Origin of the sequence: Virgibacillus aidingensis, assembly GCF_010994035.1 — a bacterium.
Taxonomy (GTDB): domain Bacteria; phylum Bacillota; class Bacilli; order Bacillales; family Amphibacillaceae; genus Virgibacillus_N.
Genome location: NZ_WIXN01000004.1, coordinates 128,450 through 154,303, shown reverse-complemented (window position 1 = coordinate 154,303; position 25,854 = coordinate 128,450). Strand labels below are relative to the sequence as shown.

The 25,854-nt window shown below is 41.2% G+C and carries 21 protein-coding genes; all 21 read left to right on the top strand.

All coding sequences use genetic code 11. The features are described from left to right. The first annotated feature begins 76 nt into the window (after window positions 1-76). The 21 genes from GHD25_RS04945 to GHD25_RS04845 all read left to right on the top strand — a co-directional run bounded on the left by GHD25_RS04945 (window position 77) and on the right by GHD25_RS04845 (window position 25,768). Window positions 77-727 carry a class II aldolase/adducin family protein gene (locus GHD25_RS04945; protein WP_164215265.1) on the top strand — a complete coding sequence of 217 codons (651 nt, stop codon included), beginning with the start codon at window positions 77-79 and terminating at the stop codon, window positions 725-727. 44 nt (window positions 728-771) lie between these two features. Then, on the top strand, window positions 772-2,250 hold the full coding sequence (locus tag GHD25_RS04940) for a rhamnulokinase (protein ID WP_164215264.1): 1,479 nt from the start codon (window positions 772-774) through the stop codon (window positions 2,248-2,250). A gap of 1 nt (window position 2,251) precedes the next feature. Next, window positions 2,252-2,677: an RbsD/FucU family protein gene (locus tag GHD25_RS04935; RefSeq protein WP_164215263.1), complete on the top strand. Its 426-nt coding sequence runs from the start codon at window positions 2,252-2,254 to the stop codon at window positions 2,675-2,677. Between the two features lie 41 nt (window positions 2,678-2,718). Continuing rightward, window positions 2,719-4,209 carry a sugar ABC transporter ATP-binding protein gene (locus GHD25_RS04930; protein WP_164215325.1) on the top strand — a complete coding sequence of 497 codons (1,491 nt, stop codon included), beginning with the start codon at window positions 2,719-2,721 and terminating at the stop codon, window positions 4,207-4,209. Then, window positions 4,202-5,176 carry an ABC transporter permease gene (locus tag GHD25_RS04925; protein WP_240452220.1) on the top strand — a complete coding sequence of 325 codons (975 nt, stop codon included), beginning with the start codon at window positions 4,202-4,204 and terminating at the stop codon, window positions 5,174-5,176. Before GHD25_RS04930 ends, GHD25_RS04925 begins: the two co-directional genes overlap by 8 nt. Before the next feature lie 60 nt (window positions 5,177-5,236). Further along, window positions 5,237-6,340, top strand: coding sequence for an ABC transporter substrate-binding protein (locus tag GHD25_RS04920; RefSeq protein WP_205601326.1), 1,104 nt, complete (start codon window positions 5,237-5,239; stop codon window positions 6,338-6,340). A 128-nt stretch (window positions 6,341-6,468) separates the two neighbouring features. After that, window positions 6,469-8,235 (top strand): L-fucose isomerase, encoded by a 1,767-nt coding sequence (locus tag GHD25_RS04915; RefSeq protein ID WP_164215262.1) that lies wholly within the window; start codon window positions 6,469-6,471, stop codon window positions 8,233-8,235. Between the two features lie 76 nt (window positions 8,236-8,311). Continuing rightward, window positions 8,312-10,027 carry a ribulokinase gene (locus GHD25_RS04910; protein ID WP_164215261.1) on the top strand — a complete coding sequence of 572 codons (1,716 nt, stop codon included), beginning with the start codon at window positions 8,312-8,314 and terminating at the stop codon, window positions 10,025-10,027. A gap of 47 nt (window positions 10,028-10,074) precedes the next feature. Further along, on the top strand, window positions 10,075-12,141 hold the full coding sequence (locus GHD25_RS04905) for a bifunctional aldolase/short-chain dehydrogenase (RefSeq protein ID WP_164215260.1): 2,067 nt from the start codon (window positions 10,075-10,077) through the stop codon (window positions 12,139-12,141). An 85-nt stretch (window positions 12,142-12,226) separates the two neighbouring features. Continuing rightward, the gene (locus GHD25_RS04900) at window positions 12,227-12,988 is read left to right on the top strand and encodes a DeoR/GlpR family DNA-binding transcription regulator (RefSeq protein ID WP_164215259.1); all 762 of its coding nucleotides are present in this window, start codon (window positions 12,227-12,229) and stop codon (window positions 12,986-12,988) included. Window positions 12,989-13,716: 728 nt separating this feature from the next. Continuing rightward, the gene (locus GHD25_RS04895; protein WP_164215258.1) at window positions 13,717-14,436 is read left to right on the top strand and encodes a (Fe-S)-binding protein; all 720 of its coding nucleotides are present in this window, start codon (window positions 13,717-13,719) and stop codon (window positions 14,434-14,436) included. An 18-nt stretch (window positions 14,437-14,454) separates the two neighbouring features. Then, on the top strand, window positions 14,455-15,894 hold the full coding sequence (locus tag GHD25_RS04890; RefSeq protein WP_164215257.1) for a LutB/LldF family L-lactate oxidation iron-sulfur protein: 1,440 nt from the start codon (window positions 14,455-14,457) through the stop codon (window positions 15,892-15,894). Next, on the top strand, window positions 15,887-16,588 hold the full coding sequence (locus GHD25_RS04885; protein ID WP_164215256.1) for a LutC/YkgG family protein: 702 nt from the start codon (window positions 15,887-15,889) through the stop codon (window positions 16,586-16,588). Before GHD25_RS04890 ends, GHD25_RS04885 begins: the two co-directional genes overlap by 8 nt. A gap of 706 nt (window positions 16,589-17,294) precedes the next feature. Next, entirely contained in the window at window positions 17,295-17,837 is a 543-nt protein-coding gene (locus GHD25_RS04880; protein WP_164215255.1) for a helix-turn-helix domain-containing protein, read from the top strand. 50 nt (window positions 17,838-17,887) lie between these two features. Then, window positions 17,888-18,883, top strand: a complete 996-nt coding sequence (locus tag GHD25_RS04875; protein WP_164215254.1) for an ABC transporter ATP-binding protein — start codon at window positions 17,888-17,890, stop codon at window positions 18,881-18,883. A 19-nt stretch (window positions 18,884-18,902) separates the two neighbouring features. Continuing rightward, window positions 18,903-19,925, top strand: a complete 1,023-nt coding sequence (locus GHD25_RS04870) for an ABC transporter ATP-binding protein (protein WP_164215253.1) — start codon at window positions 18,903-18,905, stop codon at window positions 19,923-19,925. A 78-nt stretch (window positions 19,926-20,003) separates the two neighbouring features. Next, window positions 20,004-21,215 (top strand): dipeptidase, encoded by a 1,212-nt coding sequence (locus GHD25_RS04865; protein ID WP_164215252.1) that lies wholly within the window; start codon window positions 20,004-20,006, stop codon window positions 21,213-21,215. Between the two features lie 13 nt (window positions 21,216-21,228). After that, window positions 21,229-22,854 carry an ABC transporter substrate-binding protein gene (locus tag GHD25_RS04860; protein WP_164215251.1) on the top strand — a complete coding sequence of 542 codons (1,626 nt, stop codon included), beginning with the start codon at window positions 21,229-21,231 and terminating at the stop codon, window positions 22,852-22,854. Between the two features lie 99 nt (window positions 22,855-22,953). After that, a complete protein-coding gene (locus tag GHD25_RS04855; RefSeq protein ID WP_164215250.1) occupies window positions 22,954-23,892 on the top strand; it encodes an ABC transporter permease in 939 nt (312 codons plus the stop codon). Window positions 23,893-23,945: 53 nt separating this feature from the next. After that, entirely contained in the window at window positions 23,946-24,836 is an 891-nt protein-coding gene (locus tag GHD25_RS04850) for an ABC transporter permease (protein ID WP_164215249.1), read from the top strand. A 65-nt stretch (window positions 24,837-24,901) separates the two neighbouring features. Continuing rightward, window positions 24,902-25,768: an alpha/beta fold hydrolase gene (locus GHD25_RS04845; RefSeq protein WP_164215248.1), complete on the top strand. Its 867-nt coding sequence runs from the start codon at window positions 24,902-24,904 to the stop codon at window positions 25,766-25,768. Window positions 25,769-25,854: the final 86 nt, after the last annotated feature.

The window sequence follows — 25,854 nt, the reverse complement described above, 5'->3', positions numbered from 1 at the left end:
TTTTATCGCTTTTTAAACATTTCATACATAGCACAACCAAATCACAAAGAATATCAAGGTAAGGGGAAGATGACATATGAAGCACCTTTTGAATGAACTATCAATATACGCCGCAAAATTAGTAGACAGCGGGCTCGTTGTTGGAGCTGGAGGGAATTTAAGTGCCCGTGATGGGGAGTATATGTATATTTCGCCGAGCGGTTTTGATTTGAAGGAAATTACTGAAAAAGAATGGGTAAAAGTTGAAATCGAATCCGGCAAAGTTCTAAGTGAATTGAAACCTTCGTCCGAGCTGGAAATGCACCTGGAGTGTTTTAGAAGGGATCCGGATATCAAAGCTGTACTTCACGCACATCCGACTTACTCCGTTGCAGTCTCATCAGCAGGAAAAGAAATCCGGCCAATGTTTCCTGATTATCCGGCAATGGTAAAAAGAGTTTCATATATTGATTATGTTATCCCGACTACAAACCGTATTGCTGAGGCAGTGGGTGAAGTTGTTAAAGAAAGCCAGGCTATAGTGATGCGTAATCATGGGGTGCTTACAGTGGGAACTACGGTAAAAGAAGCGTATTTCTACATGCAATTAACGGAAGAAGCAGCAAAGGTTTATGCGATCTCATCCATGCTCGGTTCACCCAGAGTTTTGACGGAAGAAGAGTGTTTTGATTTACAAAATCTATCCGCAGAAACCTATCGTTCCAGTCTGCTGAAAAAACAAAAGTAGATTTTGGAATATACATAATGATCATGAATTGAGGTGAAAGTACATTGAAAAAAAACGTTTTAGCTTTTGATTTTGGAGCATCCAGCGGGCGGGCCATACTAGGGACTTATGATGGAGAGAAGGTTCAATTAAAAGAAATTCATCGATTCGAAAATGAGCCGATTCTCGTTAATAATACCCTTTCCTGGGACATAGAGAAACTTTTCAGCGAAGTAAAAAAAGCGCTGAAGAAAATAAGCAAAAATACTGTGATTGACAGTATTGGCATAGACACATGGGGAGTTGACTTTGGTCTGCTTGATGAGAATGATGCGCTGATACATAAGCCAGTACACTACCGTGATTCAAGAACAGATGGAATGATGGAAGAAGTGGAAAGCTTCTTCTCCAGGGAAAAATTATATGAATTGACCGGGAATCAGATTATCTTTTTCAATACGATTTTCCAGTTAATGTACCTGAACAAATATAGAAAAGAAGATTTGAACAAAGCAAAGTCAATGTTGCTGATGCCTGATTTATTCAATTATTTCCTTACAGGAGTAAAGCGGGCGGAAGAAACAATCGCTTCGACTACACAGCTTTTTGACCCTTACAAGAAAACTTGGAATGCGGAGATAATTCAAACGCTCGGTCTTCCAGGGGATATCTTTCAACAACTGGTGAAACCAGGGGAAACAATCGGAACTATTTCCCGGGAACTTGCGAAAGAATTAGGAATTCCACAAATCCCGGTTGTGGCAACTGCTTCCCATGATACAGCAAGTGCCGTTGTCGGTGTGCCTGCATCAGACGATGATTTCCTGTTTGTTTCATGCGGGACATGGTCTCTCATCGGAACCGAATTGGAGGAACCCATTATCTCAACGAAGTCTGCATCCTTTAATATTACGAATGAAAGCGGAGTCAACGGCACAACCCGTTTCCTGAAAAATGTTACAGGATTATGGATATTGCAGGAGACGAAAAAACAATTTGAAAAGGAAGGCAGAAAGTATTCTTATGATGAGATAACCAGGCTGGCAGAAGAATCAGCGTCTTTCAGAAGCTTTATTGATACAGATCACCCTGATTTCCAATTGCCGGGGGATATGCCGTCAAAGATTAAAGCGTTTGCCAGGAAGACTAACCAGCCGATTCCAGAAACAGATGGCGAAATTTTCCGGACTGTGTATGAAAGTCTGGCATTGAAGTATCGTTATGTATTTGAAGAAATAATGGAATGTACAAATAAGCAGTTCAATCAAGTACATATTGTCGGCGGAGGTTCGCAGGCAGAAATTTTATGTCAGATGGTCGCAAATGCAAGCAATATAGAAGTATTGGCAGGACCTGTGGAAGCAACAGTAATCGGCAACAGTGCTGTCCAGCTGATATCGCAGAAGGTATTTAAAAACGTATCTGAAGCAAGGGATGTGATCAAAAAATCTTTTGATGTAAAATCCTATCAGCCCGACCAGCATGAGAAATGGAATCTTCATTATGATGATTTTAAAAATATATTGCTTAGCGGGGGAAGATAAAATGCTGAAAAAAATACCGCAGAATTTATCACCGGATCTAGTGAAAGTGTTAATGGAAATGGGACATGGGGATGAAATCGTTATCGGGGACGGAAATTTCCCCGGGGCATCACAAGCCAATCATCTTGTGCGCTGTGACGGGCTGAAAATCCCGGAATTGCTAGAGTCCATCCTGGAGCTTTTTACACTTGATACCTATACCGAATATCCTGTTTCGCTGATGGAAGTTGTCAAAGGGGATAGCTATATCCCGGAAATATGGGATGTTTATAAAAGGATTTTAAAAGAATCCGGGGAGAAGAATACTAAAATAGAATATTTGGACCGCTTCTCTTTTTATGAAAAAAGCAGACAGGCATATGCAATCGTGACAACAAGCGAAAAATCATTATACGCAAATGTGATTTTGAAAAAAGGAGTTATTTAGTAAGAGAGGTGAAGACAGTGGACAATAACACCATTCTGGAAATGAAGGATATTGACAAGTCCTTTGGTGTTGTAAAAGCGTTGGAGAAAGTGAAATTCGAATTGGCTCAAGGTGAAGTTCATGCATTAATGGGTGAGAATGGTGCAGGTAAATCTACGCTGGTAAAAGTGCTTACGGGAATTCATGAGAAAGATTCCGGCCGGATCATTTATGACGGCAATGAAGTAGAATTCAAAAAACCAAAAGAGTCGCAGGATGCCGGAATATCTGTAGTTCACCAGGAATTAAACATGATGAACCATTTAACTGTAGCACAGAACATTTTTATCGGACGGGAAAGTCTAAAAGCAAAGTTTTTCACCGATGATCATGAGATAAATGAGAAAACGATAGAGCTGTTTAAAATGTTCAATATGGATGTAAACCCAAAAGAAAAAGTAGGAAACCTTACTGTTGGGAAACAGCAGATGGTGGAAATTATAAAAGCGGTTTCCATGGATGCAAAAATCGTTATTTTTGATGAACCGACAGCATCGCTTACAGAAAAAGAAATAGACGAGTTGTTTAAAATCATTGAAAATATGAAAAATAAGGGAATTGCGATTGTTTACATCTCACATAGAATGGACGAGATTTTCAAAATTACGGACCGGATTACTATCATGCGTGATGGGGAGTATGTTGGAAAGGTAGATACAAAGGAAACAACTAAAGACGAATTAATCAATATGATGGTGGGCCGGGTCGTTTATGAAGATCCAAAACAGGAACCGGAAGTGGATGAAAATGCTGAGGTTGTTCTTTCTGTTAAAAATTTGCGCAGCAAAGACGTGGAGGATGTCAGTTTTGATTTACGCAAAGGAGAAATCTTAGGTTTTTCCGGTCTGATGGGTGCAGGCAGAACAGAAGTCGCCCGGCTCATATTCGGTGCTGATCCGAAAGATAGCGGGGAGATCTATATCAATGGCAAAAAGGCATCCATTATGAAGCCTCAGGATGCGGTTAATTATGGAATCGGTTACCTGTCAGAAGATAGAAAACAATTCGGTATTATTACAGGGATGAATGTCTCGGATAATGTTGTGCAGCCTTCGCTTAATAAATATATCAAGAATATGATTATCGATGATAAAAGAATCGAGGAAGTCAGTGAAAAATATATTGCTGATTTAAAAATAAAAACCGATTCCACGAGGCAGTTGTTAAGAAATTTATCCGGCGGTAACCAGCAGAAAGTTGTTATAGCAAAATGGCTGGAACATAACAGCGACATATTGATTTTTGATGAACCGACGCGTGGCATTGATGTCGGGGCAAAAAGTGAGATTTATAGTTTGATGAATGAGCTCGTGAAAGAAGGAAAATCAATCATCATGATTTCATCAGAATTAACGGAGATTTTGCGGATGAGCGACAGAATTATCGTCATGTGTGAGGGCAGAAAGGTTAAAGAGCTGTCCATAGAAGAAGCGACACAGGAGAAAATCCTGCATTATGCTACAGCCAGAAAAGAGGGAGATATAGTTGGGTGATAATAACGGTTTAAAACAAACAATGGGAAATGTAGTTGGTTCACAAAAGTTTATTGCAGTACTTGCCTTGGTGGCAATATATATATTCTTTGCAATATCCAGTGAATCTTTTAGGTCAACAGATACACTTGTCAGTATATTTGATGCATCCTATTATATTGGTTTCCTGGCCATAGGGGTAACTTTTGTCATCATTACCGGCGGGATTGACCTTTCCATCGGTACGGTTATGATGTGTTCTGCCATTATCGGCGGTGTGCTTTTCCAAATGGGAATGCCAATGTGGCTTACGCTTATCATGATCATCGCAATTGGAGGAACATTTGGCTTGCTCAATGGGCTGCTTGTAGCAAGGTTCAAGCTGCCGCCCTTTATTGCAACGTTAGGGACAATGATGATAGCCCGGGGTCTTGGGTCCATTATATCAAATGTGCAAAGTGTTACTTTTCCGTTAAGAGGAGCAGAAGAAGGGTTTTATAAAAGTATATTCCGGCTTGATAATAATTTTCCAATAGGGATTTTTGTTTTGATACTATTTGCTGTGCTTGCAGCGATCGTCCTCAACAAAACAAAGGTCGGACGTTATATCTTTTCTATCGGAAGCAATAGAGAAGCGACAAGACTCTCGGGTGTAGATGTAAACAAATGGGAGACGATAGCTTACGTGATCAGTGGTCTTTTTGCAGGCATTGCAGGTATTGCCTATGCAGCTACATATACTACGATTCTGCCTGGGGAAGGTGCAGGATTTGAGCTTGATGCAATTGCAGGGGTAGTTATTGGTGGTACATCGCTCAGTGGTGGTATTGGATCCATTTTTGGTACTGTCATCGGTGTATTTATCATGAGTGTGCTGAAAGTAGGCTTGCCGTATATCGATTTGCAGCCGCACTACCAGTTATTTATTACAGGTATTGTACTGATCATAGCGGTATACCTTGATGTGCGCCGCAGAAATAAATTGTAAATGAATGCCATGAAGGCAATCATCATAAAAGCAATCATTATAAAAAAGGGAGGAAGTAAAATGAAGAAGGGTATTATGAAGAAGTTTTTAATTTTAGCCGCGCTGGCGGGGCTGATTGGACTGCTTGCAGCATGTGGCGACGATTCAAGTGAGGGGGCTTCCGGTGAGGAAAGCGGAAGCGGAGACATGACAGTAGAAATTGTCGCAAAAGGGTTCCAGCATGATTTTTGGCGGGCAGTAAGACAAGGGGCAGAAGAGGCTGCTGAGGAACATGGCGTGGAGATGAATTTTGTTGGACCTCAGGATGAGTCTGCAATTGCCGAGCAGGTTGAAATGCTGAACAATGCAGTAAATAAAAATCCTGATGCCATTGCTTTAGCCGCTCTTGATACGAGTGCACTTATTGGTCCTATTGAACAGTCCATGGACAGGGATATACCGATTATCGGATTTGACTCTGGTGTTCCTGATGCTCCGGAGGGTGCAATCGACGCTAACGCATCAACGGATAACTATGCTGCAGGTGAACTGGCTGCAGAAAATATGTATCCAGCAATTGAAGATAAAGTAGCGGAAGCAGATGGTGATGTCCGCATTGGTGTTGTAGCCCAGGAGGTAAACTCTTTTTCTATCACGGAACGTACAGTAGGATTTATCGACAAAATGGCAGAACTTGTTGAAGGTGAACTTGGTGAAGGCACTGTTGCTGTCATTGGACATGAGAAACTGGAAAATGGTGTAGCAGAAGGAGATGCAAAGCTGGTAATTGAAACAAGAGTTCCTGCTGAATTGACTGATTCCGCCGGACAAACAGAAGCTCAAACTCTATTAAATAAAGATGACTTAATTGGAATCTATGGTTCTAATGAATTTGCCGCAAAAGCAATCATTAATGCGGACAGTGCAATATCCGGCGGGAAAATCGGCCCGGATAAAGTAATTGCAGTAGGATTTGACTCTGGTGCAATGCAGCTGGACGCAGTCCGTTCAGAACGCTTCTATGGGGCCGTCACGCAGGACCCGGTTTCCATTGGGTATAATGCATTGGACTTAGCTGTAAAGGCTGCTAACGGTGAAGAGGTTTCTGATGTGGATACCGGGGCAGTATGGTACGACGCTGAAAATGTTGATTCAGAAGAGATCACAGATCTTGTATATGAATAAAAAAACAGTTAATGATAAAGCAAATCAGCCACATTTTTAATTGGAATGTAAGGGGAGCTAGTGGATCTCATTTCCACTCTTTTAAAAATAGAATTAAACAAACATAGTATGAACAGGAGAGGAAAAACATGACTAGATTTCCAAAAGTGGGAATACGCCCAACGATTGACGGGAGAAGACGTGGTGTAAGGGAATCATTGGAAGAACAAACAATGAATATGGCAAAGAATGTTTCGAAATTAATTCAGGAGACATTAAAATACCCGAATGGTGAACCTGTCGAGTGCGTCATTGCAGATACTACAATTGGCGGGGTTAAAGAAGCAGCAGATTGTAAGGAAAAGTTTCACCAGGAAAATGTCGGATTAACAATTACAGTAACGCCATGCTGGTGCTATGGAACAGAGACAATGGATTTGGACAATAAAATGCCGCATGCTGTGTGGGGATTTAATGGGACAGAACGCCCAGGTGCTGTTTATCTGGCAGCGGTTTTGGCAGCATATGCACAAAAAGGGGTTCCGGCATTCGGTATTTATGGTGAGCATGTACAGGAAGCGGATGATGAGGAAATACCTGAAGAAGTAACAGAAAAATTACTGCAATTCACGAGATCCGGATTAGCAGTAGCCATGATGAAAGGAAAATCATATCTGTCTATGGGCAGTGTATCCATGGGAATTGCAGGGTCCATAGTGAAAGATGACTTTTTCCAGGAATATTTGGGAATGCGGAATGAGTATGTCGATATGACTGAATTTGTCCGTCGCATGAATGAAGAAATATATGATAAAGAAGAATACGAAAAAGCATTAAAGTGGACAAAAGAGAATGCCAGAGTAGGCTTTGATAAAAATATAGAGGAACTGAAATTCACGGAGGAAGAGTATGAAAAGAACTGGGAAACAGTTGTAAAAATGGCGCTGATCGGCCGTGATTTAATGGCAGGAAATAAAAAGTTGGCCGAAATGGGTTACGAAGAAGAAGCGTTGGGGCATGATGCTATACTGTCCGGTTTCCAGGGGCAGCGTCAATGGACAGACCACTTCCCCAATGGGGATTATATGGAAACTATGCTCAACAGCTCTTTTGATTGGAATGGAAGACGGGCGCCATATGTTATGGCGACAGAGAATGATAACAATAATGGTGTAGCCATGTTATTTAACTATTTGCTTACCAATACATCACAAATATTTGCAGATGTCCGCACCTATTGGAGTCCGGAAGCCGTTAAACGGGTTACCGGTTATGAATTGACCGGCAAAGCGGCAAATGGTCTTATTCATCTAAAAAATTCAGGTGCTTCTGCGCTGGATGGAACAGGTGAACAAACTAAGGATGGAAAACCGGCAATAAAACCTTTCTGGGAAGTAACTGACGAAGAAGTGGATAAGATGATGGAAAATACAACATTTCATCCGGCCGATAAACAATACTTCCGGGGCGGCGGTTTTTCCACCCGTTTTCATACGAAAGACAATATGCCGCTCACGATGACACGGTTGAATATGGTTAAAGGTCTTGGTCCGGTACTGCAAATTGCCGAGGGGTATTCTGTTCAATTGCCGGAGGAAGTTTATGAAAAAATTGACCGCAGAACAGATCCTTCATGGCCGACTACTTGGTTTGCACCAATCCTGACCGGTGAAGGTGCATTCAAGACCGCTTACGATGTAATGGATTTCTGGGGCTCCAATCATGGTGCCATTTCATATGGACATATAGGCGCAGATCTATTGACACTTGCATCCATGCTGAGAATTCCTGTAAATATGCATAATATTGATGAATCACGTGTTTTCCGTCCGCATGTCTGGTCAATGTTCGGAACGCAAAATATTGAATCCGCAGATTTCCGTGCATGCGATAATTTTGGCCCGCTGTATCAATAAGTTTAAGTAAATAGAGGCTGTCGTTGTCTGTCTGGCGGCAGCCTTTTTATTTTGAATGTATAAAGGGGGATGTTTAATGAAAGAGACCTTTGCAATCGGTATAGATTATGGCACAGCATCCGGCAGAGCTGTTCTTGTTTCACTCGAAAACGGCAAAGAAATCGCCGATCATGTTGTGGCATATCCCCATGGTGTCATGGATGAAATGCTGCCGGATTCGGATGTTCGGTTAAGTCCTGATTGGGCATTGCAGCATCCAAATGATTATATTGATGTTCTGAAAAAAGCAATACCGGAAACAATCAGAAAATCTGGAGTCAATCCGGATCAAATTGTCGGCATAGGGGTGGATTTCACCTCATGTACGATGCTTCCGGTTGATGAGGAAGGAACACCTTTATGTTTCCAGGCGGAGCTGAAGGATAATCCGCATAGCTGGGTAAAGCTTTGGAAGCATCATGCAGCACAGGATAAGGCAACCGAGCTGAATGACATTGCGGGTAACCGGGAAGAAAAATTTTTACAGCGTTATGGCGGAAAAATATCCTCGGAATGGATGATCCCTAAAATTTGGCAAACATTTGAGGAGGCTCCCCATATCTATGATAAAGCAGATCGCTTTATGGAAGCGGGGGATTGGGTTGTATTTCAATTAACAGGTAACTTTGTCAAAAGCAGTTGTGCTGCTGGCTACAAATCAATCTGGAATAAGCAGGAAGGGTATCCTGATAAAGAATTTTTTAAAGAACTTGACCCGGCTCTTGAAAATTTGGCAGAAACAAAACTTCGCGGCAATGTTTATCCCCTTGGAACAAAGGCGGGAGAATTAACGGACGAAATGGCTTCAATAACTGGATTGAATCCGGGAACGTCCGTTGCTGTGAGTATTATTGACGCGCACGCATCAGTCCCGGCAATGGGAGTCACTGAACCCGGGAAAATGGTGATGGTCATGGGTACATCCATTTGCCATATGCTTCTTGGAAAAGAGGAAGTAGTCGTGGATGGCATTAGTGGAATTGTAGAAGACGGAATCATTCAGGGATTTTACGGATACGAAGCTGGCCAGCCGGCCGGCGGTGATATTTTCGCATGGTATGTGGATCATGCCGTCCCGCAATATGTGACGGAAGCAGCGGCTGAATCCGGTGTATCTGTTCATCAATGGCTGGAGAAGAAAGCAGCTGATTTAAAACCCGGTGAATCGGGTCTCCTGGCTTTGGACTGGTGGAATGGTAACCGTACGACATTAGTAGATGCTAACTTAAACGGTCTGCTGGTAGGCCTGACACTTCAGACGAAGCCGGAAGAAATTTACCGTGCACTGCTTGAGGCCATAGCCTTTGGTACGAGGAAAGTTGTCGATACTTTCCATAATAATGGTGTTATAGTAAATGAATTATATGCATGCGGCGGCCTGCCCAATAAAAATAAATTATTAATGCAGATATACGCAGATATAACCAATCGTAATATTAAAATTGCCGATACGAATCACACATCAGCAGTGGGAGCAGCGATGTTTGGTGCAGCAGCAGCAGGAGAAGCAGATGGCGGGTTCGACACCATAACGGATGCTGTAAATAAAATGGCGCGTGTAAAAGAAAAAGTAATCAAACCAATCCCAGAAAATGCAGCAGTATATGAAAAGCTCTATGAAGAATATGATAAATTATATGATTTCTTTGGGCGGGAGAATACCGTTATGAAAAAATTGCTGACAATTAAATCGGAACAATTAACAAACACAAAACAAAATAAAACACATATAAAAATAAGTATTCAAAAATGAACAAAATTGTGGTAACATAATTACAAATAAGGCGGGAGGTTTTTTATATGGTGAAAAATCGTTGGGATGATAATAAAAACACCTTTACAACAGAATTAGAAGAACTTGTTTACCGTTCTAACCTATTAGGCCAGGATCGTTCTGTTGCAAACTGGGGTGGTGGAAATACATCAGCAAAATCAACAGAAACGGACTTTAAAGGAAATGAAATCGAAGTTATGTGGGTAAAGGGAAGCGGTTCAGACCTTGCGACAATGAAATCCAATAATTTCACAGGATTAAAACTTGATGATATTCAACCTCTATTGGATAGAGAAGATATGTCAGATGAGGAAATGGTCGATTACCTGGGACATTGTATGGTTGATTCAAAACACCCCCGTTCTTCGATAGAGACACTTCTGCATGCGTTTTTACCATTCAGGCATGTTGATCATACACATCCTGATGCAATTATCAGCATTGCATGTGCTGACAATGGGATGGATATAGCGAAGGAAATTTACGGGAATCGTTTTGTGTGGGTGCCATACATACGTCCAGGCTTCAAGCTTTCAAAAATGATTGCAGAGGGGGTTAAGAATAACCCGGACGCAGAGCTTGTCATTATGGAAAAGCACGGCCTTGTAACATGGGGGGAAACCTCAAAGGAAAGCTATGATAAGACAATCTCCATCATTCAGGAAGCGGAAGATTATATTGAAACTAAAGCTAAAGGGAAGTCATTATTTGGCGGGAAAAAATATCCTTCATTGAATGAAGAAGAAAGAAATGAGATTCTCGCACAGATACTGCCAATAATCAGGGGGCAGGTAAGCAAGGATAACAAGATGATTGTCACCAATGACAGCAGTGAAGCAATCCTGGAGTTTGTCAACAGCAGGGATGCAAAAGAATTATCTCAGGTCGGTGCTGCATGTCCGGACCATCTCGTTCACACGAAGCGGGTTCCATTGTATGTAGAGTGGGATCCATCAAGCAAAGATGCTGATAGTTTAAAAGAAAGCATAAAGGAAGGGATTGCTTCCTTTAGAGAAGAGTATTTAGCCTACTTCAACCGTAATAAATCTGAAGGAGATAAAATTGTTGAGGCAGTTCCGCGTGTCCTGCTGATTCCCGGAATTGGCATGATCAATACAGGAAAAAGCTGGTCAGCTGCAAATGTAAGTGAATCGTTATATCATCGCGCTGTAGCCGTTATGCGCGGGTCTACTGTACTTGGAAACTTTGTATCTCTTAACGAAGCAGAATCATTTGCCATTGAATACTGGCCATTGGAACTTTATAAATTAAGCCTGGCTCCACCGGAAGCAGAGTTCTCACGCAAGATTGCATTTATTACAGGCGGAGCTGGCGGTATAGGCGGTGCAACAAGTAAACGCCTGTTATCAGAAGGGGCGCATGTCGTGGTTGCTGACATTGATCTGGATGGCGCACGGGAACTGGCAGCAGAAATTAATCAGCGTTATGGAGCGAATCGTGCACTGGCTGTCAAAATGGATGTGACAAAAGAGGAAGAAGTAAAAGAAGCAATCCGGAGAACTGTACTGGAATACGGCGGGCTTGATATTATTGTCAATAATGCCGGGCTTGCAAGCTCCAGCCCGTTTGAGGAAACAACAATGCAAAAATGGAATTTAAATATCAATGTACTGGTTACCGGATATTTCCTTGTAGCAAGAGAAGCATTCAAGGTGATGAAAAAACAGGAAATCGGCGGCAGTATGGTGTTTGTCGGATCAAAAAATTCCATCTATGCCGGTAAAAACGCAGCAGCATACAGTACAGCAAAAGCTGCAGAAGTTCATCTTGCCAGAACGGTTGCAGCCGAGGGCGGAGAACACGGAATCCGGGTCAACTCCGTATTACCTGATGCAGTAATCCGCGGATCAAAAATTTGGGATTCAAACTGGAAGGAAGAGCGGGCATCATCCTATGGCATCGGAGCAGACGACTTGGAGGAGCACTACCGCAAACGGACGATATTAAATGTTAATATTCTTCCGGAGGACATTGCAGAATCTATTGCATTTTTAGCTTCTTCAAAATCTGCGAAGACAACCGGCTGCATGGTAACTGTCGATGGCGGGGTTGCCGCAGCGTTCACAAGATAATCCATTTACAATAGATTCCTTTCAGAGGGAAGGGAGTCTATTGTATACTTAAATTAATAAAAAGCTAGCGAAAGAAGGGATGATAATGCTTGTTGCTGAAAGACATCAAAAGATAGTTAAATTAGTAAATGAACGGAAAAGTATTCGTGTAACAGAATTAAGTGAGATTTTTTCTGTAACAGAAGAGACGATACGCAGAGATTTGGAAAAGCTCGAAAAGGAACATAAGCTGGCTCGCAGTCACGGTGGTGCAATTTATATTAATTCTTCAGACTCCATGGAACAGCCTTATTTTGAACGGGAAATAATGAACGTTAACGAGAAAAGGGAAATAGCACTAAGAGCAACCAAGCTGATCGACGAAGGGGATAAGGTTATTCTTGATGCCAGTTCTACTGCCTGGTATATGGCGAAATCACTGCCGGACATACCGCTCACTGTTTTAACTAATTCCATTAAGGTTGCAATGGAGTTAAGCAATAAAAAACAGGTGGAAGTCATCTCCACAGGTGGAACACTTCAGCCGAAGTCACTTTCTTTTACCGGTCCACTTGCAGAAGCTTCTATGGACACCTATCATGTCAGCAAGGCTTTTATTTCCTGTAAAGGTCTGCATTTGAGACGGGGGATAAGTGATTCCAATGAGCAGCAGGCCCGTATAAAGAAGAAAATGATTGAAAGTGCAGATGCAGTCTACTTAATGCTGGATTACAGCAAATTTGGTGTGCAAGCATTTTCACACATCTCCAGCCTTGATTTAATTGAAAATATTATCATAGACAGTAAAGTAGACGGTGATACCATCCGTCAACTGGAAGAAAAAACCTTAAATGTAATTAAAGTATAGCTGCAGGTATCAACCATTACTATCCAACATTTTATTAATCATGTAGCGAATGGTGGCCGGAATGTGCATGGTCAAGCGCTCTTCCAAGGTTCATTCCATCTACGGAGAGAATCATGCACATTGAACCTGCTGTATAAAAGGGTGCAATAATGTACTAAAACATTAGAACTGATTTCCAGCATTATACAGCGAGAAAACAATAGAAGTGATGCAGGATACGCATATGCCCTACTATTGAACTCTTTTGCTGACATCAAGTGGCCTTGAAAAATTCGTTCCATTATCCAGGGTTTACGCTAACCACAACTAATCCGGAAAAGATCCGCGTTAGCCGCAGGATGGCTTATCATTTTTCTGAAATTTGCGACCATGAAAAGATGATGTACGTTTGAATGGCCCAGCCGGATCTTATCCTTACCAATTCAATTATCCACTTAAACCCCTGGTATAGAAAGATTTGATGTTATGCTGCCTTTGAAGAAAATATCGTGCAGTGCGTATAAGGGATTATGATGAATACATATAGATGATACTACTTTGCCAAGTAAAATGTATTTCTGCTAAAAAACGCATATAACAAATGAAGAAGTAATAAGCCCGCGGCCGGAAATGCTTCTGCTCGAAGCCAGTGACTTGCTGGCTATTTTCCGGTTTAATCCCAAAAAGTTATGAAACAATAGCTTTCATTCCATCATCAATTACGCGAAGCGAAAGGAATGTTTATAGCAATGAAAATATCATTATTTGTCACTTGTCTTGGTGAATTATTTTATCAAAACCCTGCCAAAGACATGGTTGAAGTACTAGAACGGCTTGGCTGCGAGATTGACTTTCCGCAAGGGCAGATCTGCTGCGGACAGCCGGCTTTTAACAGTGGTTATCGGAAAGAAGCGCAAAAGGCAGCCAAACAGATGATTACCAGCTTTGAGTCATCTGAATATATTGTGGCACCTTCCGGTTCTTGTGCCGGTATGTTCAAAGAGTATCCCGGGCTTTTTCGGGAGGATCCGGTCTGGCAGGAAAAAGCGCAGAAAGCAGCTGATAAAACATACGAGTTTACACAGTTTATCGTCAATGTACTAAAAATGGAAGATGTCGGAGCAGTATTTCCGGCAAAGGCGACCTATCATACATCCTGTCACATGATGCGTCTGCTCAAAGAAACGGATTCCCCATTCAAATTGTTGAAAAACGTGAAAGGTCTGGAGCTGCTGCCGCTGGCAAACAGTTATGACTGCTGCGGATTTGGCGGAACTTTTTCCATTAAAATGGTACCGATTTCCGAACAAATGGTGGATGAGAAAATTCGGCATGTAGAGGATACAGGAGCGGAAGTGCTTATTACAGCGGACGGCGGATGTTTAATGAATATAAAAGGACGGATGGACCGGAAAGGCAAACCGATAGAGGTTAAACATATAGCACAGATTTTAAATTCCCGTGTGTGAACAAAGGAGGAAAAAATCATGGCGATGAAGATAGGCGAGAAACCATTTTTTGACCGGGTCGATGATGCATTGCAAGATGACTTCATGCGTGAATCGATGGCAAGGGCGCAGGACGGTTTAAGGGGAAAGAAAATTGCTGCAACTGAAGCAGACGAGGAGATAGGTGACTGGGAAGATTGGCGCAGCGCCGGGGAAGAAATACGCCGGCATACACTGGAAAACCTGGATTACTATCTTGAACTTCTCACCGATAATTTTGCCAGGCGGGGCGGCCATGTATTTTTTGCGGAAACCGCAGAAGAAGCCAATGAATATATACAACAGGTAGCAAAAGAGAAAAATGCCAAAAGCGTAACAAAGGCAAAGTCAATGGTGACTGAAGAGATTGGCATGAATGAAGCATTGGAGGAAATTGGCTGCCAGGTATATGAAACGGATTTGGCTGAATATATTTTACAGGCTGAAGAAGGAGACCGGCCTTCCCATATCGTAGTACCATCCCTTCATAAAAACAAATCACAGATCAGGGACACGTTGGCTGAAAAAGCCGGTTATACCGGCACCGATAAGCCGGAAGAAATAACATCTTTTGCCCGCAGTCAGTTAAGGGACGTATTTATGAATGCGGATATCGGCATTACCGGATGTAATTTTGGGGTTGCGGAATCAGGTTCTGTAGCATTGGTAACCAACGAAGGCAATGCGAATATGGTTACCAGCTTTCCGAAGACACAGATCACCGTAATGGGGATGGAAAGGCTTGTGCCGACATGGAAAGAGCTTGATGTAATGGTAAACCTTCTTAGCAGAAGTGCTGTTGGTCAAAAGATAACTACCTATGTAACCAATCTCACACCCGAACTGGAAGACGATAGCGCAGATGGATCAAAAGAATTTCATTTAGTTGTTGTGGATGGCGGCAGGTCAAAAGCACTCGGGACGGAATTCCAGTCTGCCCTGCATTGCATTCGCTGTGCAGCCTGTGTGAATGTATGCCCTGTGTATCGTCATATTGGCGGTCATGCTTACGGTTCCATTTACCAGGGGCCTATCGGTGCCGTGCTTTCACCGATCCTTGGCGGGTATGAGGAGTATGGTGAGCTTCCTTATGCTTCCAGTTTATGTGCAGCCTGTACGGAAGCTTGTCCGGTAAAAATCCCGCTGCACGAACTGCTGATCAGACATCGTGAAAACTATGTGGAACAGGGTTATGCTGATAAAAGTGAAAAATTAGCCATGAAGGCTTTCGGCATAGGCACCAGTACACCATCCCTTTTCAAAATGGCAACAAAAGGTGCACCTGTTTTTGCGAAACCATTTGTAAAAGAAGATTCTATTTCAAAAGGTCCCGGGCCTATGAAGCTATGGACCAGGATACGCGAATTTCCGGCACCGGGAAATGAAAATTTCAGAAAGTGGTTTATGGAACACAAGAAAGGTGGCAGCAGGGATGCGTAAAGGTACTATTCAAAATCGGGATCAGTTTCTTAATCATATCGCTCACCGGCTGGGAAGGGAAAGGAAACAGGATGTCCGGATCCCTGAATGGGAATTCCAGCCGCAATGGCAGGTTTACCATGATAAATCGGCTGATGAACTATATACCTTATTTAAAAAGAATAGTGAAGAAAAAGGAACTTATGTAGTAGAGACTACAAAAGAAAAGCTTGGGGAAACCATGGAAAGTATTATGGCAGCATACGGCCCCGGATCTATGGTTGCAACGAAGGACAGGCGTTTTGAGGAGTACGGTTTACATGATGTATTAACAAAAAACAATGTGCATGTATGGGATAAATCATTGGGGGATGAAAATATAGAGGCCGCAAAAGAAGCGAGTATCGGCTTTTTGTTCAGTGATGTAAGCCTTGCCGAATCTGGGACTATCACACAGTTCAATGACAGTGATATTGCCAGGTCCGTCAGCCTGCTGCCGGTAACCTATGCTGCTATTGTCCCCAAGTCTTCCATTGTTCCGAGGCTGACCCAGGCTACGGAGAAAATCCAAAAGCAGGTTGAGGATGGGGAGGATATTTCCTCTTACATCAATTTTATTTCAGGACCAAGTAATAGTGCGGATATCGAAATGAATATTGTGGTCGGTGTTCACGGGCCGGTGAAAGCTGCTCATATTGTGGTGATGGATGCGTGATTATCAGTTCAGACTACGGTACAGTGGTGTGCAGGGTGCCGTCAGGACCTAAGAAATATGGTGCCAGTGGCTATCTGGAAAGAGGGACAGAAAAATGGGACAATGATACTGGGAATTTACCTTTCTGAATTTCTTCACAAGAAGCGGAAGCGATTGAATAGATGATGACAAAGTGGTGAAGATTTTTTGAGATACGGAAATAAAGCGCCTGGCCACTCATCATAAATAATTAATAATAAAAGACTGGCAGAAATGATCAGGTTGGAAGTCTGCTTTTATTCTTTTTAATATTTGAGATGAACTAAACTCTGTGACTGAACGTTAAAGTTGCGGGGTTTTAGTTTTGGCCTAATATACATCATTCATAATTTGGCTGCATGGGAAACGTGGTACTATGTATAGATTTTGGATTTAGGTGTTGTGTTTTCAGTTATCTTACAGGATAGAAATTAACGTTAAATATTAAGAATTTGTTTTTTATTTCTTTTTTTATAAAAAAATTAAATAATCCCTAGACAAGTTAAATTTTTATGATATAATAAACTGCAATTTAAGTCACACTATAAAAATTTACTCACACAATAATTATGCAGGCAAGATAGTTAGCGAAAAATGTTTATTTATAACCATTAATGAATATTAATACAACTTTATGCAGAAAAAATCAATAGAAAGCCTAATAAAAACCGAAAAGAGTTGGTGAATTTTGAGGGAAGTTTATGAAAATATTAAACTAATGCGAAAGCAGTCCGGTATGACGTTAAAAGATTTAAGTGAAAAAACAGGACTGTCTGTTGGTTTTTTATCACAAATTGAACGAGGAAATTCTAACTTAGCGATAAGTTCGTTAAAAAAAATAGCAGATGCTTTCAACGTAAATGTATCAGAATTTTTCCAGGATAAAATAAATTATACATATGTAACGCGAAAAGACGAGCAGCAAGTCTTCCAAGTAAAGGGTTTACGTACTCAATATGCAAGTTTAGGAGGTAATTTTGATAAAAGGGTATTGGCTCCCTATATTTTAATTATGGAGCCCAATCAGAAAAAAAAGGATGCATTTAAATTTGCTGGTGAGGAGTTTTATTACGTTTTAAAAGGAGCAATGAAATTCACGATTGAAAACAGAGAGTATTCTATTTATGAAGGAGACTCCATCCATTTTCCCTCCTATTTGGAGCATTACGGGGAGAATTTACTGGATGAGGAAACACATTTATTGGGAGTGATTACTCCAGTAGTGTTTTAATTTATATTAAATTTTCATAAAGTTTTAATTAATTTAAAGGAGGTGAGTAAATGACAGGGTTGTTAAACGTAAATAATTTAAGTGTTGACTTTAAAACGGACAGTGGAAAAATCAAAGCCATTGAGGATGTATCTTTTCAGGTGAAGCCGGGTGAAACGGTTTGTATTGTGGGTGAGTCAGGAAGTGGGAAGAGTGTTACGAGTCTGGCCATCATGCGGTTACTTGAGTTTGAAAATGGTGAGATAAGCAATGGGGAAATTCTATTTAAGGAAGAGGATTTAGCAAGGAAAACGCAGGACGAAATGTCAAATATTCGCGGAAATGACATTTCAATTATTTTCCAGGAACCAATGACTGCATTAAATCCTGTATTTACAATTGGCAGACAATTGATGGAAGGAATTCAGCACCATCAAAAGGTCAGCAAGCAAGATGCAGAAAAAAAGGCAAAAGAATTATTGGGACTGGTAGGGATAAACGATATTGAAGACAGAATGTATCAATACCCCCATGAATTATCCGGAGGTATGCGCCAACGTGTAATGATTGCAATTGCACTTGCATGTGATCCCAAATTATTAATTGCTGATGAGCCGACGACTGCATTGGATGTAACAATTGAATCACAAATTTTAACACTTCTAAATGAACTGAAAGAAAAAACCAATATGTCCATCATATTAATTACACATGACATGGGAGTAGCAGCAGAGATAGCCGATAAAATTGTTGTTATGTATGCAGGGAAAATAGTTGAGCAGGGAAGTGTTTATCAATTATTCGATGAGCCTACACATCCATATACGAAGGGGCTATTAAAATCAATACCTCAGGATAAAGGGCCGAGACTGAAGAGGCTATATTCCATTCAGGGGACCATTCCAAGCCTGACACAACTGCCAAAAGGCTGCCGTTTTCATCCTCGCTGTGAATTTGCAACAGAAAAATGTTTACAGGAAGAGCCGCCATTGCTTAAGGCAAATGAAAGGGAAGTTGCCTGCTGGAATTATGAGGACGTAATAAAAAAGGAAGTAAAGCAAACATAATCGGGAAGGGGGGTAAATGATGATAGCAGCTGGGGAAAATAAAACAGTAGAAAAAAAGATTAGTCAGCAGGAAAAAAATGTATTACTGGAAGCACAGCATTTGAAAAAGTATTTTCCAATAAAGGAGGGGATGTTTAAGAAAAATAAAAGATATGTGAGAGCAGTAGATAATATTTCCCTGAAAATATTTGAAGGAGAAACATTTTCACTTGTAGGGGAGTCCGGTTCAGGAAAATCCACTTTGGGCAGAGCATTACTTCGTTTGCAGGAACCTACGGATGGAAGATTATTCTTTCAGGGAGAAGAAATTACTTCACTGGGAAAAAAAGAAATGCGAGAGATTAGAAAAGACATGCAGGTTATTTATCAGGATCCATTTGGCTCCCTAAATCCCAGAATGAAAGTGAGTGACATTATCGGAGAGCCTTTTGAAATAAATCGTCAGAAAAGCGGGAAGGAAAAGGATAAAAAAGTTTGCGAACTGCTGGAATTGGTTGGGCTGGATCCGGAAAGGAGAAATAGATATCCGCATGAATTTTCAGGAGGGCAAAGACAACGTATTGGGATAGCGAGGGCAATCGCATTAAACCCGAAATTCATTTTGGCAGATGAAGCTGTTTCTGCACTGGATGTATCCGTACAGGCGCAGGTTGTAAACTTAATGAAGGATCTGCAGGACCAACTGGGGCTGACATATCTGTTCATCGCTCATGGCCTGAATATTGTTAGGCATATATCCGATCGGGTTGGTGTCATGTACTTGGGACATCTGGTTGAAGTGGGAGAAGTAGAAGAAATGTATGAAAGGCCTGCACACCCTTATACATCAGCACTTATTTCTACGAATCCCACTCCGGACCCAAGAGCAAAAAGAGAGAAAGTAGTTTTGAAGGGAGAAATCCCCTCGCCTTCCAATCCACCGAGTGGTTGCAGGTTTCATACGCGCTGTCCGCTGGCAACGGAGCGCTGCAGAAAAGAAACACCTAAACTAACCCCTTTGGCAGAGGGGAGAAAGGTAGCCTGTCATTATCCACTCATATGAGAAAGGAAACGCTTACTTTCTATTATACTATACCACATTTATTTAAAAGAAACGATTTGAAAAAAGGAGTAAATATATATGACAAAACAGAAAGAAAAAAAATACAATGGCTATCAATCTTTTGATTACCTGGAAGCGGGCAAGGATTATAAACCTTATAAATTGGCAAAACAAATAAACCGTGTAGAACCGTATGTTTATCCAATCAGTGAAGCACAGGAAGAAGAAGTTCAGCAAATCATGGAAGAAGATCTGATTATATCCTTACATGAACATACATTTGTCACTCCGGAAGATTTGGATCAAATCATGGAATTTAGAAGACAGGGCAGGGATTGGACCGGTTATGAAGGATTAAGTAAATCCGGGCTGGATGTAGTATTCGAAAATTTTATGGACGGAACAGCGTTTATTACCTCGAGTGCCGGCTGGAAATGGCAGGATGTAATTCATGACCTCGGAATCCGTTACAGTGACTTTGCTCATCAGGATATGGTAATAAAAGCAGAAACCATAGAGGATATTTACCGTGCAAAACGAGAAGGAAAAATAGCATTTGTTTCTTCACTTGAATCAGCTACACAAATTGAAAATGAAATTGATCGGGTAGATGTGCTTTATGGTCTTGGTGTCCGAGTTATGGGTATCGCTTATTCTGAAGCAAATTCCCTCGGGAGCGGATTAAAGGAAAAAAATGATGGAGGATTAACAGCTTTTGGACATAGAGTTGTTGAGCGGATGAACAAACTTGGAATGACTATAGACGTTTCACACTGTGGTGATCAGACAGCCAGAGATGTTATAGCAGCAAGCAGCAAACCTATTTTTATGACACATGTAGGTGCACGTGCGCTATGGAATATCAGCCGCTTAAAGCCGGATGATGTACATATTGCCTGTGCAGAAAAGGGTGGTGTAATTGGAGTGGAAGCAGCTCCACACACTACATTAACGGAAAAGCATCCAAATCATTCCATCGAATCTGTAATGGAACATTTTGATTATCTTGTAAATCTTGTCGGTATAGATCATGTTTCTTTTGGTCTTGATACATTATTTGGTGACCATGTGGGACTGCACCATGCTTTTGCTGCAGCATTATCAATCGGTTCTGCACACGCTGGTATAGAATTTGATGAAGTGGAATATGTAAAAGGTTTGGAAAACCCTGCTGAAGCTTACCCGAATGTTGTCAGATGGCTGGTGAAGCATGGATACAGCAGAGAAGATATACGTAAGGTGATGGGTGAAAATATTATGCGTGTTCTCAAGGAAACATGGGTGAAATAGGGGGAGAAAATAAATGAAAAAGTATTTAGTGTTTGCCCTTGTCCTTTTTTTAACTATACTGACAGCGTGTGTTGGGGGTAATCCGGATGAGGCGGAGAGTGATAATGGAACTTCTGAAGGAAATGGAGAGGTACAGCAAGGAGGAAATGTGTCTATTCCCATTATAGGGGATCCCATTTTTAATCCATGGCATCCTAATGCGTACGCGGAATCAAATATCGTAAACAGGATATTATTCCAGGGACTAACAAAACCGGGGCTGGATAATCTGCCGGCGCCAAGTTTGGCTGAAGAATGGACAGATTCCGAAGATGGGCTTACCTGGACATTTGAATTAAAAGAAGGTGTTAAATGGCATGACGGAGAAGAATTCACAGCAGAGGACGTTGCGTTTACATTTAATAATATAGTGCTTGATGAAGCACTGGGTGCAAATGGGGCTTCGAATTTTAATGCACTGGAAGAGGTCGAAGTGGTTGATACGTATACAGTCGCTTTTCATTTAAATAACCCTTTTGCTTCGCTTCCGGCATACTTGGCATTTAATGCAGAGATACTGCCAGAACATCAATTTGCAGATATAGAAGACCCATGGAATTTTACTGATTTTAATAAAGGGACTCCTGTTGGCACCGGGCCATTTGAATTGGAAGATTATACATCCGGTCAGCAGCTGACGCTAAGCCGCTTTGATGATTATCACGGCGGGGCGGCTAACCTGGATACCGTAACCTTCAAAATTCTGCCCGATGTAAACACTCAAATCGCGCAGGCTTTGAGCGGTGAACTGGATATTTTTGCTTTAGAAGATAAAGCGTCATTGGATCGGATTGAGGATGCCGATAACATTAATCTCGTTTCATCTGACATTACCAGGTATTACTGGTTGGCTGTTGATTTGGAAGATCCGAAGTTTCAGGATGTAGAAGTTCGTCAGGCGATGATGCATGCCATAGACCGTGAGGCAATCATTGACTCTGTGATCGATGGCTATGCAACGGTTGCCAATAGTGCAATCACCCCCGACCAGGAGCAATATTACAACGAGGATGTAAAAACATATGATTATAATCCGGATAAAGCACTTGAATTACTGAAAGAGGCCGGTTGGGAAGATACAAATGGAGATGGTGTGCTGGATAAAGACGGTGAAGACTTTACCGTTACATTTGATATTGCACTGCAGGGAGATTTGGAGCAGATTGCAGTGCTGGTACAGCAATATTTAATTGATGTTGGTTTTGATGTGACATTGAATACCATGGAGTGGAACAGCATGATCCAGAAAAATGTCATCGAGCGTGATTTCGAGATGATGTTGAACTGGTGGTCATACCCAACGGATCCGGATGTATTATCTCAATATCATTCAACCCATGCCGGATCAGGAAATAATATTCCTGCATACAGCAGTGATCAACTGGATGAATTGCTGGAAGAAGGTCAGGCGATCAGTGATCCGGATGAAAGAGCGGTTGTTTATGATGAGATCCAGGATTATATGGCGGAGAACCTGCCATACTTGTATCTATGGTACCCGCAAGAATTAAGTATAAGAAATAAGAGACTGCAGGATGTTCCGGACATTTACTTCGGCGGATCGCTGCACTATATAAATGAATGGTGGATTAAAGAGTAGGATAAAATCTAACAGGCTCTGTGTTCAATCTGATGAATTGTTGAGGGGGTTCTCCTTCCCGGGAACCCCCATCCTATTTAAAAGAAGGGAGGAATTGGAGTGCTGCAGTTTGTTATTAAACGTTTTGGTCAAAGTATCGTATTGATTCTTATCGTTACAATTATTACGTTTTTTCTTATGAACTTAGCCCCGGGAGGACCATCTTCCATGATGCGGCTCGATGCAACAGAAGAAGAAAGACAGGCTATTGCTGAACAGCTTGGATTAAATGATCCTGTAGTCGTTCGCTATGGCAATTGGCTGGTTAATGCCTTTCAGGGAGATCTGGGCCTTTCCCTCTCAAGCGGCGAACCGGTGATGGACCGTATAATGGAAAGAGTTCCCTATACCTTGCAGTTAGCCGTCTGGACAATTCTCATTTCTGTAATTGTCGGGATTATTTTAGGTATACTATCTGCTAAAAAGCGTAATAAATGGCAGGATCATGTAATTAATTTTGGTAGTGTCATAGGATTATCCGTTCCTTCTTTTTGGTTGGCAATTATGTTCATTCTGTTATTTTCTGTTCAATTGGGCTGGCTTCCATCTTCGGGGGTCGGTGGTGCAAGTTTAATGGAACAATTTACATCATCCCTTATGCCCGTCATTATATTGTCAACAGCTACATTGCCTACTATTGTTAGGTTTACACGTTCTTCCATGTTGGAAGTAGTTTCACAAAACTTTATCCGAACCTCTCGTGCAAAGGGATTAAAGGAAAGAGTAGTCATTTACAGTCACGCCTTACGTAATGCGCTGATTCCGGTTATTTCTATTATTGGTGTGTTAATTCCAAGGCTGCTTAGCGGCACTGTAATTGTTGAATCTGTGTTTGGCTGGCCGGGAATTGGCAGGCTTATTGTAGAGGCAGCAGAAGGCCGTGATTATAATCTGGTAATGGGTGTAACTGTTATAGTAACTATTGTGGTGATAATATCTAATTTTATCGTTGATATTATTTATTCCAAAGTTGATCCTAGAGTAAAAAATGTTGGTTAAATAACGAAAAAAATCTGGTTTCCAATAAGAGATTTTGCGAATGGAGGTGTACTATGAGTCAAACAGCTGAAGCAAATGTAAAAGGAGAAAATGTAATACCAACTTCCCGATTTCGTTCTTTTTTTCGCCAGCTTTTAAAAAATAAAGTTGCATTTTCAGCATTTGTTTTTTTAGTAGTTATTCATGTGGGTGTTTTTCTTGGACCCTTCATATGGACAGTCAATCCTGATGCTGTAGATCCGGCGAATGCACTTGCATCATGGTCAGCTGAGCATCCACTTGGAACAGATGATCTTGGAAGAGATGTATTAAGCAGAATGCTGTACGGCGGGCAAATCACATTGCTGGTTGGTTTGGGTTCTATGATTTTTACAGTTTTAATTGGCGGACTTATTGGTTCTGCAGCAGGGTATTTTGGCGGGTGGATTGATACAGTATTGATGCGGTTTACTGAAGCTATGCTGTCTATTCCGAACTTTTTCCTCGCCTTAGTAGCACTGACTGTACTCGGAAAAAGTCCAATGATGGTAGTATTGGTCATTGCCTTTACTTCCTGGATGGAAATTGCCAGAGTTGTTTATGGGGAAACGTTGAAATGGAAGGAAACTGAATTTGTGGAAGCTTCTAATGCAATGGGTTCCTCATCAATGCGAACATTGATAAAACATGTTATTCCGCAGACAATACCATCTATTATTGTTGCTAGTACGCTGGGGATAGCCTGGGCAATATTAACTGAAAGTGCTATAAGTTATTTGGGATTGGGCATTCAGCCACCAACTGCAACCTGGGGGAATATGCTCCAAAATGCACAGCAATATATTTGGACAGCACCAATACTCGGAGTACTGCCTGGTGTGGCAATAACACTTGTCGTACTTGCTTATAACTTTTTAGGTGATGGTTTACGCGATATGCTCGACCCAAAGCATCTAGGAAAATAAAGTTTTTCCAGATGATTTAGTCCTGGGAAAAGAAATTCAACCCAAAGTGAGAGAAGTGATAATTCATGATGGAAATAATAAATGGCTGTCAGTTATATTACGAGATCCATGGTTCATCCGATGCTTCGGATACTATCTTTTTTATTCATGGAGGTCCGGGTCTTGGCGATTGCCGAAGTGATATTGTAACTTTTAAAAAATTAGAGGAACAATACCAATTGGTATTTTTAGACATGAGAGGTTCAGGCAGGTCAGCAGATGTTCCGCCATATTCACATGAACAATGGATAGATGATATCGATGAACTGCGAAAAAAGCTGGGGTTAGAAAAAATCATCCTGCACGGTTCCTCTTACGGAGGATTTATTGTACAGGAATATGTTTTAAAGTATCCAGATCACACCAAATCCATCGTTCTGAATGTTACCGCACCCGATAATGAACATCATTATAAAGCTATTCATAATGCACTTGACAGTGATAAAACGGGAATTGACAAGGAAGAACTGGAAAGGTTGTTTGGTGGTAAAGTAAAATCAAATAAAGATTTCAAAGAATTATATAAAAAAATCCTTCCATTATATGCGATGAAACAAGATAAAGAGGCACAGAGGAAAAAATTGGAACAAATTTATTTTCATTACGCTACACATAATGCAGCTTTTCATGAAAATTTGAAGACCTTTGATCTGAAAAGTAGATTGCCCGAAATTTCAGTTCCCGCTCTAGTGGTTGCAGGGAAACATGATTGGATTATCCCTTCAGCGTATTCCAGGGTCATTGCAGATTTGATTCCAAATTCTATCTTCGTACTGTTTGAGAATTATGGACACTCTTTAGTAAGAGAGCAGGAAGATTATTATATATCTTATTTGGAAAAGTTTTTAAAAAGCGAGTTAAATGAAGATGAAATTATAGCAGAGGTACCTTAAGCGTAGAAATATACCTTGAGTTTTTTCCTGAGTTTACTCCAGGATAATCGTGCAATTATGCAGAAGGTTTATTTAAGATATATCTG

What these genes read in the sequence shown, in the direction of transcription:
- GHD25_RS04945 (WP_164215265.1), top strand. Translation starts at nt 77, where the DNA reads ATGAAGCACCTTTTGAATGAACTATCAATATACGCCGCAAAATTAGTA.
- GHD25_RS04935 (WP_164215263.1), top strand. Translation starts at nt 2,252, where the DNA reads ATGCTGAAAAAAATACCGCAGAATTTATCACCGGATCTAGTGAAAGTG.
- GHD25_RS04930 (WP_164215325.1), top strand. Translation starts at nt 2,719, where the DNA reads ATGAAGGATATTGACAAGTCCTTTGGTGTTGTAAAAGCGTTGGAGAAA.
- GHD25_RS04920 (WP_205601326.1), top strand. Translation starts at nt 5,237, where the DNA reads ATGAAGAAGGGTATTATGAAGAAGTTTTTAATTTTAGCCGCGCTGGCG.
- GHD25_RS04915 (WP_164215262.1), top strand. Translation starts at nt 6,469, where the DNA reads ATGACTAGATTTCCAAAAGTGGGAATACGCCCAACGATTGACGGGAGA.
- GHD25_RS04910 (WP_164215261.1), top strand. Translation starts at nt 8,312, where the DNA reads ATGAAAGAGACCTTTGCAATCGGTATAGATTATGGCACAGCATCCGGC.
- GHD25_RS04905 (WP_164215260.1), top strand. Translation starts at nt 10,075, where the DNA reads ATGGTGAAAAATCGTTGGGATGATAATAAAAACACCTTTACAACAGAA.
- GHD25_RS04900 (WP_164215259.1), top strand. Translation starts at nt 12,227, where the DNA reads ATGCTTGTTGCTGAAAGACATCAAAAGATAGTTAAATTAGTAAATGAA.
- GHD25_RS04895 (WP_164215258.1), top strand. Translation starts at nt 13,717, where the DNA reads ATGAAAATATCATTATTTGTCACTTGTCTTGGTGAATTATTTTATCAA.
- GHD25_RS04890 (WP_164215257.1), top strand. Translation starts at nt 14,455, where the DNA reads ATGGCGATGAAGATAGGCGAGAAACCATTTTTTGACCGGGTCGATGAT.
- GHD25_RS04885 (WP_164215256.1), top strand. Translation starts at nt 15,887, where the DNA reads ATGCGTAAAGGTACTATTCAAAATCGGGATCAGTTTCTTAATCATATC.
- GHD25_RS04875 (WP_164215254.1), top strand. Translation starts at nt 17,888, where the DNA reads ATGACAGGGTTGTTAAACGTAAATAATTTAAGTGTTGACTTTAAAACG.
- GHD25_RS04870 (WP_164215253.1), top strand. Translation starts at nt 18,903, where the DNA reads ATGATAGCAGCTGGGGAAAATAAAACAGTAGAAAAAAAGATTAGTCAG.
- GHD25_RS04865 (WP_164215252.1), top strand. Translation starts at nt 20,004, where the DNA reads ATGACAAAACAGAAAGAAAAAAAATACAATGGCTATCAATCTTTTGAT.
- GHD25_RS04860 (WP_164215251.1), top strand. Translation starts at nt 21,229, where the DNA reads ATGAAAAAGTATTTAGTGTTTGCCCTTGTCCTTTTTTTAACTATACTG.
- GHD25_RS04850 (WP_164215249.1), top strand. Translation starts at nt 23,946, where the DNA reads ATGAGTCAAACAGCTGAAGCAAATGTAAAAGGAGAAAATGTAATACCA.
- GHD25_RS04845 (WP_164215248.1), top strand. Translation starts at nt 24,902, where the DNA reads ATGATGGAAATAATAAATGGCTGTCAGTTATATTACGAGATCCATGGT.